This is a genomic window from Frankia sp. CgJB1 (assembly GCF_977947065.1).
This window is the reverse complement of the sequence record NZ_CDWTNB010000112.1, coordinates 1-13,387: the sequence shown is the minus strand read 5'-3', so window position 1 is coordinate 13,387 and position 13,387 is coordinate 1. Positions and strand designations below refer to the sequence as shown.

General features: G+C 70.6%; 10 protein-coding genes and 2 pseudogenes. All 12 read right to left on the bottom strand.

Annotated elements, in window-relative coordinates:
* Positions 1-281, bottom strand: a pseudogene (locus AC08OT_RS13555) (hypothetical protein); the annotation flags it as partial.
* Positions 282-292: 11 nt separating this feature from the next.
* Positions 293-2,006: pseudogene (locus AC08OT_RS13550) on the bottom strand (Hsp70 family protein).
* 110 nt (positions 2,007-2,116) lie between these two features.
* Positions 2,117-2,851 (bottom strand): 4-hydroxy-tetrahydrodipicolinate reductase, encoded by a 735-nt coding sequence (gene dapB / locus AC08OT_RS13545; RefSeq protein WP_476593262.1) that lies wholly within the window; start codon positions 2,849-2,851, stop codon positions 2,117-2,119.
* A gap of 106 nt (positions 2,852-2,957) precedes the next feature.
* Entirely contained in the window at positions 2,958-4,358 is a 1,401-nt protein-coding gene (locus tag AC08OT_RS13540; RefSeq protein WP_476593255.1) for a M16 family metallopeptidase, read from the bottom strand.
* A 9-nt stretch (positions 4,359-4,367) separates the two neighbouring features.
* Entirely contained in the window at positions 4,368-6,566 is a 2,199-nt protein-coding gene (locus AC08OT_RS13535; protein WP_476593263.1) for a polyribonucleotide nucleotidyltransferase, read from the bottom strand.
* A gap of 283 nt (positions 6,567-6,849) precedes the next feature.
* Positions 6,850-7,119, bottom strand: coding sequence for a 30S ribosomal protein S15 (gene rpsO / locus AC08OT_RS13530; protein ID WP_462202578.1), 270 nt, complete (start codon positions 7,117-7,119; stop codon positions 6,850-6,852).
* Between the two features lie 183 nt (positions 7,120-7,302).
* Positions 7,303-8,232, bottom strand: coding sequence for a bifunctional riboflavin kinase/FAD synthetase (locus AC08OT_RS13525; protein ID WP_476594812.1), 930 nt, complete (start codon positions 8,230-8,232; stop codon positions 7,303-7,305).
* A gap of 67 nt (positions 8,233-8,299) precedes the next feature.
* Positions 8,300-9,277 (bottom strand): tRNA pseudouridine(55) synthase TruB, encoded by a 978-nt coding sequence (gene truB / locus AC08OT_RS13520; protein ID WP_476593257.1) that lies wholly within the window; start codon positions 9,275-9,277, stop codon positions 8,300-8,302.
* Positions 9,274-10,362: a DHH family phosphoesterase gene (locus AC08OT_RS13515; protein ID WP_476593258.1), complete on the bottom strand. Its 1,089-nt coding sequence runs from the start codon at positions 10,360-10,362 to the stop codon at positions 9,274-9,276. Before AC08OT_RS13515 ends, truB begins: the two co-directional genes overlap by 4 nt.
* A gap of 79 nt (positions 10,363-10,441) precedes the next feature.
* Positions 10,442-10,948 carry a 30S ribosome-binding factor RbfA gene (rbfA, locus tag AC08OT_RS13510; protein ID WP_476593259.1) on the bottom strand — a complete coding sequence of 169 codons (507 nt, stop codon included), beginning with the start codon at positions 10,946-10,948 and terminating at the stop codon, positions 10,442-10,444.
* Entirely contained in the window at positions 10,941-11,339 is a 399-nt protein-coding gene (locus AC08OT_RS13505) for a DUF503 domain-containing protein (protein WP_476593260.1), read from the bottom strand. The genes rbfA and AC08OT_RS13505 overlap by 8 nt, the downstream gene beginning before the upstream one ends.
* Before the next feature lie 78 nt (positions 11,340-11,417).
* Positions 11,418-13,387, bottom strand: a 1,970-nt coding sequence (infB, locus tag AC08OT_RS13500) for a translation initiation factor IF-2 (protein ID WP_476602869.1), incomplete at its 5' end; no start/stop codon positions are given.

The window sequence follows — 13,387 nt, the reverse complement described above, 5'->3', positions numbered from 1 at the left end:
AGAACGAGGCGCGCGGTACGGGTCGCCAGTGCCGCGACGAGCTCCGCGTGCAGCCCCAGCAGACCGATAATCACTCCTCGGTAGCGGGGGTGGTCCCGGCTGCGCTGCCAGAACGCCCAGACATCCGCGGTCCTGGCCTCGATTGCGGCGTCGTCGAGGGTGTCCACCTCGTCGAGCGGAATGTCGTAGATCTCGAAGGGATCGCTGTGCTCGGCCCCGCCCCGGCTGTGCACGACGGCGAGGACCCGGCGACGGTAGTCGTTGGAGTCGAAGGACCGCATCGCCGCGCCCCTCAGATCCATCCGCTCGGCGCACCACCCGGGCCGCCGCGCTCCCAGCGGGCCCGGGCCACCTGTTCCCGCTCGCGGGCGACGTCGGCCTGGCTCAACGCGGCCGAGGTCTCCACCCGTACCGTGAGCGGCCGGTCGACGAGACCCTCATGCGTCGCCGTCACCTCCAGGATCCCATCGAAACCCATCCGGAAAATGATCTCAATCTGGGAGTCGGCCGGGAAACCGGGCGGGATACCCGTGATCTCGGCCTCGGCAATGACCTTGTTGTCCTCGATACGCGCCGATTCGACACCACCGGCCTGTTCGACGACGTAGACGGTGACGGCGTCCTGGTCGTTGCGCACCGTCCCGAACGCGCGCCGGACGGCGATCGGAAGCCGGTCGTTGCGGTGCACCAGGAAGACTGCCCCCTGTTCACCGAACCGGTTCAACGCCAACACCCCGAAACCACGCGAGACAACGTTGACGACCTGTACCTCGACGGTGCGGCGCACCCGCTGGGCGGGCAGGCCGAGGACGCTCGCGAGCCGCCGGCACGCCGCGTCCAGGTCCGCTGGGGCGGCGGTGTCCACGGCAGCCCCGTCAACCAGCTGACCGCGGGTCACCAGGTCGGCGGCCACCAGGCGTTCCAGCGCCTTCTTCTCCCCGTAGATCGCGGCCCCGCGGGCCACGGCGAGGTCGGGATCGGTCAACTCGACGGGCACGGCGAACTCGGCGGCGAGGCGCCTGGCCACGGCCGGCATCCGCGCCGCGCCGCCGACGAGCAGGATCCGGTCGACCCCCCGCACCCCTCGGGCCCGCGCGGCGTCGACCGCGACCCGGGTAAGGGTGATCGTCCGGTCAAGCAGACCGGCGGTGAGCCGTTCGAGTTCGTCGCGGGTCAGCGTGACCTCGGTGGACAACCCGGCGTGCTCGACCAGGACCGTCGTCGATGCGACGTCGGTCAGCTCCCGGCGGGCCCGTTCGGCGGCGAGCGCGAGCGCCTGGGCGGTCTCGCCGTCGTCGAGCGGGTCCCGGGCGCCGGGATGGGCCGCGAGGAACCGGTCGCAGAGGAAGAGCACCACCTTCTCGTCCCAGTCGGCACCGCCCAGCTGATGGTCACCGTCGATCGCCACCACCGACACCCGCCGGTCGGCGAGCTCGACCACGGTGACGTCAAACGTACCGCCGCCCAGGTCGTAGACGAGCGCGACCTCCTCCGCCGCGACCACCGAGCATACGCCGTGCACCGATCTCGAAGCGGGCAAAGCCGTAGGACAGCGCCGCCGCGGTCGGCTCGTTGATGACGCCGACGACATTCAGCCCCGCGTACTCGCCGGCAAGCACCGTCGCGCGGCGCTCCTCGTCCCCGAAGTAGGCCGGAACGGTGATCACGACGTCCTCGACGGGCTCGCCGGTGGTGAGCGCGGCGTCGGAGACCAGCGCCTTGAGGATCAGACCGCTGACGGCCGGCGCCGACCAGGCCGCGCCGCGGGTCACGAAACGCCAGTCCCCGTCCCCCATCCGCCGCTTGACCAGGGAGCACACGTCGTCGGGGCGCGCCCGGGCCAGCCGCCGCGCGGTCTCCCCGGTGATGTAGTCGTCGGCCCCCACGAACAGCACCACGCTCGGCAGCGTCCGCGCGTCGTCGGGCAACGGCACGATCTGCGGCTCGCCGGAACCGGACACCCGGGCCAGGCAGCTGAACGTCGCACCAAGATCGATACCGAAGATGCTACGGGTACCCGCCGGGAAACGACGGTTAACGTGTCCGACCGCACCCGGAAACCTATCTTTCGCGGCCCGTGGTGACAGCAGACACCTGCCCCGAAGTGCCCGCGGCGCTAGTCCAGGTCGAGCAGCGACTCCAGACCGACCGTGAGTCCCGGTCGCTCGCCGACCTTCCGCACGCTCAGCAGCACCCCCGGCATGAACGAGGTGCGGTCGTAGGAATCATGTCGCAGGGTGAGGGTCTCCCCCGCGCCCCCGAGCAGGACCTCCTGATGCGCGACGAGCCCGGCGAGGCGGACGGCATGCACCGGCACGCCGTCGACCCGGGCGCCGCGGGCACCGTCGAGGGCGGCGGTCGTCGCGTCCGGGCCGGCCACCGGCAACCCGGCGGTGGTACGCGCCGCGGCGACCAGCTCCGCGGTACGCCGGGCGGTGCCGCTTGGCGCGTCGGCCTTGCCGGGATGGTGCAACTCGACGATCTCCACCGAGTCGAAGAACCGGGCGGCCCGGGCAGCAAACGTCATCATCAGCACGGCGGCTACCCCGAAGTTCGGCGCGACGAGCACCCCGACCCCCGGTGCCGCGGCCAGCCAGCCACGCAGGGTCGCGAGCCGCGGCTCGTCGAAGCCGGTGGTGCCGACGACGACGTGCTTGCCGGCCTGGACACACCAGCGGAGATTGTCCATCACCGCGTCCGGGGTGGTGAAGTCGACGACGACGTCAGCCGCGGCGAGCGCACCACGGTCATCGCCGACGCCGAGGGCCGCGACCAGCGCCAGGTCGGCGGCGGCTTCGACGGCAGCACACACCGTCGACCCCATCCGTCCCCGTGCACCGAGCACCCCCACTGCTATCCCTGTTGCCGGTATCCCGGTTGCCGGGACAGCACCGGCTACCGGGCGGGAGTCGGGGTCGGACATTCAGTGAACCTCGAACCTCTCGGGAGGAGAGCCGCTAACGGGCGACGGCGGCGCTGAAGTCGTGGTCGTCGAAGGGTCCGATAACGCCCAGGGCCCAGGACTGGTCCAGCAGCTCCCGCGCGATCGTGGTGACGTCGTCGAGGGTGACCGCGCCCACCCGGGCTATGATCTCGTCGACCGGCAGGACCTCACCGTGGACGAGCTCGCTCTTGCCGAGGCGGCTCATCCGGGATCCGGTGTCCTCCAGGCCGAGAATCATCGAGCCGCGGTTCTGCCCACGGGCCCGGTCGAGTTCCTCGGCACTGATCCCGTGCTCGGCGATCTGGCGTACCTGCTCACGGGCGAGCTCGAGGACCATATCGGCACGCTTGGGGGCGCATCCGGCATAGACGCCGAACAGGCCCGCGTCGGCGAAGTGGGAGGCGAACGAACCCACCGAGTACGCCAGCCCCCGCTTCTCCCGGATCTCCTGGAACAGCCGCGAGCTCATCCCACCGCCTAGCGCCGTCGACAGCACGCCGAGCGTGTAACGGCGCGGATCGTGCCGGGACAGTCCCCTAGTGCCGAGCACGAGATGCGCCTGCTCGGTCGGCCGGTCGGTCACGACGATGCCGGGCGGCTGCGGGTAGTCGTACGATCCGCCACGTACCTCGAACGGCTCGGCGCTCACTGTCAGACGGTCGGCGAACGCCTCGGCTACCAGCGCCAGCGCCCGGTCGTGCGCCAGGTTGCCGGCGATGGAGACCACCATCGCCGGCGGGATGTACCGGGAGCGGTAGTAGTCCGCGATGGTCTCCCGGCCCAGCCCCTCGATCGACTCGGTCGTCCCGAGCACCGGGCGGCCGAGCACCGACGACCCGAGCATCGCCTCCGCGAACACGTCATGGACGAGGTCACCCGGGTCGTCCTCGTACATGGCGATCTCCTCCAGGATCACGCCACGCTCGGCCTCGACGTCGTCGGCCGTCACCAGCGAGTTGGTGACCATGTCGGCGATGACGTCGACGGCCATCGCGAGATCGGAGTCGAGCACCCGCGCGTAGTAGCAGGTGTACTCCTTGCCGGTGAAGGCGTTGATGTCCCCGCCGACCGCCTCGACCGACGCGCTGATGGTCAACGCGTCCCGGCTGGGCGTGCCCTTGAACAGCAGGTGCTCCAGGTAGTGGGAGCATCCGGCGGTCACCGGCGTCTCGTCGCGCGAGCCCACCCCGACCCAGACGCCGATCGCGACCGAGCGCACCCCGGGGACCCGCTCGGTGATGACCCGCAGACCGCCGGGGAGCACGGTGCGGCGCACCGCGCCGTCCAGCAACGATTCGCCACCGACCCCGCCAGCGAGCAGGTGCGCGGCCCGGGAGCCGGGAACCGGCTTGTTCCGCGGCGCGCCGGCGGTCCCCGCGGAGCAGGTCAGGTCGGGCGTGGGAGTGTCGGACACGACGGGCCGTCAGGAGGCGGCGACCGCCGCGTCGGCGGCTTCGGCGGCTTCGGCGCTCGGGGACAGGCTGATCTTCCCGCGGCTGTCGATCTCGGTGATCTCGACCTGGAGCTTCTGACCCACCGTCAGGACGTCCTCCACCTTCTCCACCCGCTTACCGCCGGAGAGTGTCTTGAGCTTGCTGACGTGGAGCAGGCCGTCCCGGCCCGGGGTGAGCGAGACGAAGGCCCCGAAATTGGTGATCTTCACAATCGTCCCCAGATAACGCTCGCCGACCTCGGGCATCTGCGGGTTGGCGATCGCGTTGATCGCCGACCGGGCGGACTCCGCCGACGGACCGTCCACCGCGCCGATGTAGATCGTCCCGTCGTCCTCGACGGTGATCTCGGCACCGCTGTCCGCCTGGATCTGGTTGATCATCTTACCCTTGGGTCCGATGACCTCCCCGATCTTGTCCACCGGGATCTTGACGGAGATGACCCGCGGGGCGTGAGCGGACATCTCGTCCGGGCTGCCGATGGCCTCGGCCATCACGTCAAGGATCGCGAGCCGCGCCCCGCGCGCCTGCTGGAGCGCCGCGGCGAGGACCGAGGCCGGGATGCCGTCGAGCTTGGTGTCGAGCTGGAGCGCGGTGACGAAGTCCCGGGTGCCGGCGATCTTGAAGTCCATGTCCCCGTAGGCGTCCTCGGCCCCGAGGATGTCGGTCAGGGTGACGTAGGAGTCGTCGGCGTGGATGAGGCCCATCGCGATCCCGGCGACCGGCGCCTTAAGCGGTACCCCGGCGTTGAGCAGAGACAGGGTGCTCGCGCACACCGAGCCCATGCTCGTCGACCCGTTCGAACCCAGCGCCTCGGATACCTGCCGGATCGCGTAGGGGAACTCCTCGCGGCTGGGCAGCACCGGGAGCAGGGCCCGCTCGGCGAGTGCCCCGTGGCCGATCTCTCGGCGCTTCGGCGAACCGACGCGGCCGGTCTCGCCGGTGGAGTACGGCGGGAAGTTGTAGTTGTGCATGTACCGCTTGGTGCGGTCGGGGTTGAGCGTGTCGACCGTCTGCTCCATGCGCAGCATGGCCAGGGTCGTGACGCCGAGGATCTGCGTCTCGCCCCGCTCGAACAGCGCCGAGCCGTGTACCCGCGGGATGTAGTCGACCTCGGCTGACAGCGCGCGGATCTCGGTTGTCGAGCGACCGTCGATGCGCACGCCCTCGGTCACGATGCGGGAGCGGACGAGCTTCTTGGTCAGTGCCCGGTAGGCGGCGCCGATCTCCTTCTCCCGCCCCTCGAACTGGGAGGCCACCTTCTCGGCCGCGAGCTGGCGGGCCCGGTCGAGCTCGTTCTCGCGCTCAGCCTTGCCGGGGATGCGCAGCGCGGCGGACAGCTCGTCGCCGATTGCCGCGGACAGCGCGTCCAGCACGTCGTCGTGATGGTCGATGAAGACGGGGAACTCCCGGGCGGGCTTCGCGGCGAGCGCGGCCAGCTCGTTCTGGGCCCGGCAGAGCTCACGGATGGCGGGCTTCGCCGCCTCGAGGCCCGCGGCCACGACCTCCTCGGTGGGAGCCGGCGCGCCGTGCGCGAGCAGTTCGACCGTGCCCGGGGTCGCCTCGGCCTCCACCATTATGATCGCGACGTCCGAGCCGTCCTCGATCACCCGACCGGCCACGACCATGTCGAAGGTCGCCCGAGCGAGCTCCGCATGGGTCGGGAAGGCGATGCACTCGCCATCGACGAACCCGACCCGGGTCGCGCCGATCGGCCCGGTGAAGGGCAGGCCAGACAGCGTCGTCGACGCGCTGGCCGCGTTGATGGCGACCACATCGTAAAGGGTGTCGGGATCCAGGGCGAGCACGGTGGCCACGACCTGGATCTCGTTGCGCAGCCCCTTGGCGAACGACGGCCGCAGCGGCCGGTCGATGAGCCGGCAGGTGAGGATCGCGTCCTCGCTGGGGCGGCCCTCCCGCCGGAAGAACGAGCCGGGGATGCGCCCGGCCGCGTACATCCGCTCCTCGACATCCACCGTCAGCGGGAAGAAGTCGAGCTGTTCCTTGGGCTGCTTGCTAACCGTCGTCGCCGAGAGCACCATCGTGTCGCCCAGGTAGGCGACGGCCGAGCCGGCGGCCTGCTTGGCGAGACGCCCAGTCTCGAACCGAACCGTCCGGTCTCCGGCCGGGGTCGCGATGACCGCTTCGGCCGCATGTATCGAGTCGTCCACTCGAACCACTCCATCCTCTTCCTCGGCCGGATCCACGCGGCCGATCCTCTTCTGCGGCCGGGTCCATGCCAACGAGGATGCCGGTGCTCAGTCGAAGCCCCCGGGTCCGGTGCCCGTACCCATCCCGGCGACCACGACCGAGGACCGGCGGCTCGCACCACCATGGACCCGGCCAGGTCCTCCACACCGCCGAGCGGACGACTCCGCCGACGGCTCGACGCATTCGGTACTTACCCCCAATGCGTCAGAGGGAGCGTCCCGCCCGGGCCGCTCCCTCTTCGCGCTATCGCCGTAGCCCGAGTCGCTCGATCAGAGCGCGGTATCGGTTGATATCCGTCTTCGCCAGGTAGTTCAGCAGCCGTCGGCGACGGCCGACGAGCAGCAGCAGACCGCGGCGGCTGTGGTGATCGTGCTTATGCGCCTTGAGATGCTCGGTCAGGTCACTGATCCGACGAGTCAGCATCGCGACCTGCACCTCAGGCGAGCCCGTGTCCCGCTCGACGGTGGCGTAATCGGACATGATCTTCTGCTTGACGTCGCTCGCGAGCGGCACGCTCCACCTTCTCCTTCTGTTTCGGGACGGCGCGCGTCCGGGGTCTTCCCCACCCGGACCGATCACCGGACCTCGGCATCATCGCCGTCCGGTCCGGACACACCGCACCCGCCTGACCGGGAAGCTTATCAACCCGAGGGGAACCGCTCGGCCCCCGGCGGAGTGAGCCGAGTTCAGACGAGTTCAGACGAGCAGGGTTGCCGCGCGGGTGGCCTCCACATCGGCGGCCATCTGGGTGACGAGCTCGGCCACCGAGTCGAAGCGCAGGGTCGGACGCAGCCGATGGGTGAACTCGTAGGCCATGTACTCGCCGTAGAGATCCTCGTCAAAGTCCAGGAGGAACGCTTCGACGCGCCGGTCGCGTCCCTCGAACGTCGGATTCGTGCCGATCGAGATGGCGGCGGGCTGACGGCGGCCGGACCAGCAGGCAAAGCCCGCGTACACGCCGTCCGCCGGAACGGCGGCCCAGGGCGTCACCTGGATGTTCGCCGTAGGATAGCCGATGGTGCGGCCACGCGCGTCGCCGTGCACGACGACACCCTCGACCCGGTGCGGCCGGTCCAGCGCGGCCGCCGCGGCCGCTACGTCGCCCTCGGCCACCCGGGCACGGATCGCCGTCGAGGAAAGCACCTGCTCGCCGGAGCGGACGAGACGGACCCCGTCGACCTCGAATCCCTCCCGGGCGCCCGCCTCCGACAGCGTCGCGAGCGTCCCGGCGGCCCGGTGACCGTAGGTGAAGTTCTCCCCCACCACGACCACGCTCGCCCGCAGCCGCTCGACCAGTATCCCGTGCACGAAGTCGGCCGGGGAGACCCGGCTGAACTCCAGCGTGAACGGCTCGACGCAGAGCGCGTCCACCCCGGTCCCGGCCAACAGCTCGGCCTTGAAACGCAGCGTCGTGAGCAGGGCGGGATGGCTGCCGGGTCGCAGCACCTCACCGGGATGCGGGTCGAAGGTCAACACCAGCGAACGCTCACCGCGTTCCCGCGCCAGCCGAACCGCCCGGCCGATGATCTGCCGGTGCCCGAGGTGCACCCCGTCGAAGAAGCCAATCGTGACGACCCCGCCCCGCCACTCGACAGGCGTGTTCTCCGCCCCTCGCCACGTTCGCACGTGCGAAGCCTAGGACATTCTCGTGGGGCGCTGTCGGGCCGCCGAGCCCCGGCCGGGTGCCGCCAGACTAGACCGGGGCGAAGACGACGAGCGACCGGACCGCACGCTCAGTCTCCTCGACCAGGGCCAGCACGGTCCCGTCGGGACCGAAGACGCCGTACGTGCCCGGCCGTCCTACCGGGGGCAACCGCCGGCCATGGGACACGTCCGCCGCCGCCTCCGCCGTCACGTCGCGGCGCGGGAAGCCGGCCGCGACCGCGTCGGTCAGCGACGTGACCGCCCGCGGCCCCAGCTCGGCGAACGTGTCGAGAGTCACTGCGCCCGCCAGGTCGAAGGGACCAACGGCGGTGCGCCGCAGGGCGGTCAGATGCGCCCCGCAGTCCAACGCCGCCCCGAGATCACGGGCGAGCGCCCGCACGTACGTTCCGCTGGAGCAACCGACCGTGACCTCCAGATCGGTTCCGGCCGGGTCCACCGCCCCATCGCCCGCGGCCCGCCGCGCCAGCAGGTCGAAGCGGTGGACCGTCACCCGGCGTGGGGCGAGATCGACCACCTCGCCGGCCCGGACCCTGGCGTACGCGCGTACCCCGCCCACCTTGACCGCGCTCACGCTGGCGGGAACCTGGTCGAGCACCCCGGTGAGGGCGGCCATGGCCCGGGTGAGCCGGTCGGCGTCGACGTCCACCGGACGGTCCTCGACCGGCGCGCCCTCGGCGTCGTCGGTCGTGGTAGTCCGGCCGAGCCGGATCGTGGCGTCGTACGCCTTGCCGGTGAGGGCGAGATGCCCGAGCAGGCGGGTTCCCCGGCCGGCTCCCAGCACCAGCACACCCGTCGCCATCGGATCGAGGGTGCCCGCGTGGCCGATCCGGCGCTGCCCGAGAATGCGCCACGCCCTGGCAACGACGTCGTGCGACGTCCAGCCGGCCGGCTTGTCCACGACGACGAGCCCGTCGACCTGTGGCCCGGGACCGGTCCCGGATCCCCGGCGGGATGCGGCTCCCCCCGGCCGCGCGGGTCCCCGGGTGGATCCCCCCCGGGTGCTCACCGCGGGCTCCGGGCCGCGTTCCCCGGGCCTCCCAGGCGCGGAGCCTGCGCCAGCGCGTCCCGGAGCACGCCCATCAGCTCGTCGAGCGTCGTCCCGCGGGAGAATCCGGCGGCGAAGCGATGGCCGCCACCACCGAGAGCCGTACAGACCGCGCCGACGTCGACGTCCCCCTTGGAACGGGCCGAGACCTTCCAGACGTCACCATCCTGCTTGCAGACAAGGGCGACCTCGGCCTCCGACACGGTGCGCACCGTGTCGATGAGCCCCTCGATCTCGTCGTACTCCAGTCCCGCGGCGCGCAGATCGGCCTGGCTGCACCAGGACCAGACGAGGTCGTACTCGGGCTCCAGCCGGACGCGGTCGAGAACCTCCCTGAGTAGCTTGAGATAGCCGAAGCGGTGGGTGTCCCACAGGGCACGGCTGATCAGGTCGGGACGGATGCCCGTGGCCAGCAGCCGGGCGGCCAGTTGGTGCACCGCCGGTGTCGTCGCGGCGAAACGGAACGATCCCGTGTCGGTCACCAGACCGGTGTAGATCGCTGTCGCGATGTCCCGGTCGAGCCGCACGCCCAGGGCATCGATGAGGTCGACGACCATGGCGCTGGTCGAGGCCGCCTCGGGGTCGACCAGGTTGAGATCGCCGAACCGGGTGTTGGAGGCATGGTGGTCGACGACCAGGACCCGGCGACCGGCCGTGGTGTTGGCGAGCCTGCCCAGCCGGGACCGGCTGCCGGCATCCAGGGTCACCACGAGACCCGGCCGGCCGGTGACGGCCTCGGGAGCCACCAACAGATCCTGACCGGCGAGGAAGCGAAGCACCCGGGGAACGACGAAGGGATCGGCGTCGAAGGATACCCGCGGTCTTCCGCCCAGCGACCGCAGCGCGAGCCCCAGCGCCAACGCCGATCCGAGACTGTCCCCGTCGGGGTTCACGTGGGCGATCAGCAGAATGTCGTCACCGGCGTCGATCGCGCCGGTCAGTGCGGTCACCGCGGCCTGGAAATCACCGGTCGGACCGGCACCGCCCGGGCAGGAGCGGCTGACCGGCGCCGCCGACGGGTCCACGAGATCGGTCGCATCGCTCATCGTCAGTTCCCATCGCCGCTGTCTCGTCCCATCGCCGCTGTCTCGTGCCTGTCACCGCGGTGTCCCGGGCCCGTACCCGTCATCCCTCCTGCCGGGCCGTCCCGCCATACTCGCCCACCTCATCCAGCTCGCCCAGCTCATCGGGCTCATCCGGCTCGTCGGTGGCGGAGCGCGGCCGGCGGTAGGGATCGTCGTCGCCCGCCGGGCGAGCATCCCGACGGACCTCGGCCAGATACGCGTCGCGTTCCCGGGCAACGCTGATCAGCTTCTCCAGATGCTGGGCGTCGTCGGGAAGCCGGTCATGAACGAAGGTGAGCGTCGGGGTCACCTTCACCCCCGTGGCCCGGCCGACCTGGCTGCGCAGCAGCCCCCGAGCGGATTCGAGCGCCTGGGCCGACGCCTGCCGCGCCGTCTCATCGCCGTAGACGGTGTAGAAGACCGTCGCGTCGACCAGATCCGGCGTCAGCCGCACCTCCGTGACGGTCACCATGCCGAGTCGAGGATCCTTGACGCCACGCTCCAGCATGGACGCCACGACCTCGCGGATACGCACGGCCAGCCGCCGTGCCCGGGCCGGATCAGCCACCGTCCACCTCCTCGTTCGCCGGTCCCGTCGGCGGCACGCTCACCGCGGCAGATGCACCGGGTGTGTGCGGTTCGCCGGGTGCATGCGGTTCGTCGTCCGCGTCGTCCGCCGAGAAGTAGCGCGCCCGCGCGGCGAGCACCTCGACGTCCGGTCGCTGGGCCACCAGCTGCTCGCAGGAACAGAGGACCTCAACGCAGTGCGCCCGGTCCGCGGCGACGACCGCCATCCCGATCTCGGCTCGCCGGTACAGATCATGATGGCCGGTCTCGGCCACGCTGAGGGCGAAACGGCGACGCAGCTCCGCCACGATCGGCCGCACCACCGACCGTTTCTCCTTCAACGAGTGCACGTCACCGAGCAGCAGATCAAGGTTGAGGGTTCCGATCCACATGGTCGTCTCCCGCCGCCGGGCACACACCGCCGGTGACGATCGAGCAGGCAGCTCGATCGTCACCGGTCGCGGGCGTGCTCAGGCGCGGGGAACCTCCCGTTGCTCGAACGTCTCGATCACGTCATCGATCTTGATGTCGTTGAACGACCCGAGACCGATACCGCACTCGTAGCCCTCGCGGACCTCCGTCGCGTCGTCCTTGAAACGCTTGAGCGACTCGACCGTGAGGTTGTCGGCCACGACGACGCCGTCGCGGATGAGCCTGGCCTTGGTGTTCCGCCGGATGACGCCGGAACGGACCAGACAGCCGGCCACGTTGCCGATCCGCGGCACGCGGAAGACCTCGCGAACCTCGGCGGTACCGAGCTGCGCTTCCTCGTAGACGGGCTTGAGCATGCCCTTCAGGGCGTTCTCGATGTCCTCGATGGCCTGGTAGATCACCGAGTAGTAGCGGACCTCGACGCCCTCACGGTCGGCCAACTCCGTCGCCTTGCCCTGCGGCCGGACGTTGAAGCCGATGATGACCGCGTCGGAAGCCGACGCCAGCATCACGTTGGTCTCAGTGATCGCACCGACCCCACGGTCGATGATCCGCAGACCGACCTCGTCGCCGATATCGATCTTGAGTAGGGCGTCCTCGAGCGCCTCGACCGAACCGGACACATCGCCCTTGAGGATGAGGTTGAGCTGGGTCTTCTCGCCCTCCTTCATCCGCTCGAGGATCGTCTCCAATGTCGGACGGCCTCGGCTCAGCGCCAGCTCCGCGTTACGCTCGCGGGCCTGACGACGTTCGGCGATCTGACGGGCCACTCGGTCCTCGGGCACCACCAGGAAGTTGTCACCGGCGTCGGGAACGCTGGTGAACCCCAGGACCTGGACGGGCCGGGCCGGGCCCGCCTCGACCACCTGACCACCGTGTTCGTCGAGCATCGCCCGAACCCGACCGAACGCCTCGCCGGCGACGACCGAGTCACCGACCCTCAGCGTGCCGCGCTGGACCAGCACGGTCGCCACCGGACCCCGGCCCCGGTCAAGCCGGCCTTCGATGGCGACACCCTGCGCCTCGACCTCGGTCGGAGCCCGTAGGTCCAGGGAGGCGTCGGCGGTCAGGACGATCGCCTCGAGCAGGCCGTCGATGTTCGTCCGGTTGCGGGCGGAGACGTCGACGAACATCGTGTCGCCGCCGTACTCCTCCGCCACCAGGCCGTACTCGGTGAGCTGGCCCCGTACCTTGGCCGGATCGGCGCCCTCCTTGTCGACCTTGTTGACCGCCACCACGACCGGGACGCCGGCCGCCTGGGCGTGGTTCAGCGCCTCGATGGTCTGCGGCTTCACCCCGTCGTCGGCGGCCACGACCAGGACCACGATGTCCGTCACCTGCGCACCGCGGGCCCGCATGGCGGTGAAGGTCTCGTGGCCCGGAGTGTCGATGAAGGTGATCGGACGCTCGTCGCCGTCGACCTTGGCCCGCACCTGGTAGGCACCGATGTGCTGGGTGATACCACCGGCCTCGCCCCCGACCACGTCGGTGGAGCGGATGGCGTCCAGCAGTTTCGTCTTACCATGATCGACGTGACCCATGACGGTCACGACCGGCGGCCGGGAGCTGAGCTCGACGTCGTCGCCGTACTCCCCGCCGAAGGAGAGGTCGAAGCTCTCGAGGAGCTCCTTGTCCTCGTCCTCCGGACTGACGATCTGGACCTCGTAACCGAGCGTGACGCCCAACAGCTGCAGCGTCTCGTCGGTGCAGGACTGGGTCGCGGTGACCATCTCGCCGAGCTGGGTGAACACGACCTGGACCAGAGCGCCCGGGTTCGCATCGATCTTGTCGGCGAAATCGGCCAGTGAGGCGCCACGCGGAAGCCGGATGGCCTGCCCGTTGCCGCGGGGCACCATCGCGCCCATGCGCGGCGCTTCGAGCCCGCTCTCCCATTCCTGCCGCTTCGCGCGCTTGGACTTGCGCTGGCGACCGGGGCGACCACGGCCACCGGGGCCGAAAGCGCCCGCCGTGGTCCCACCGCGGCCACGGCCGCCGGCCGCGGGACGAC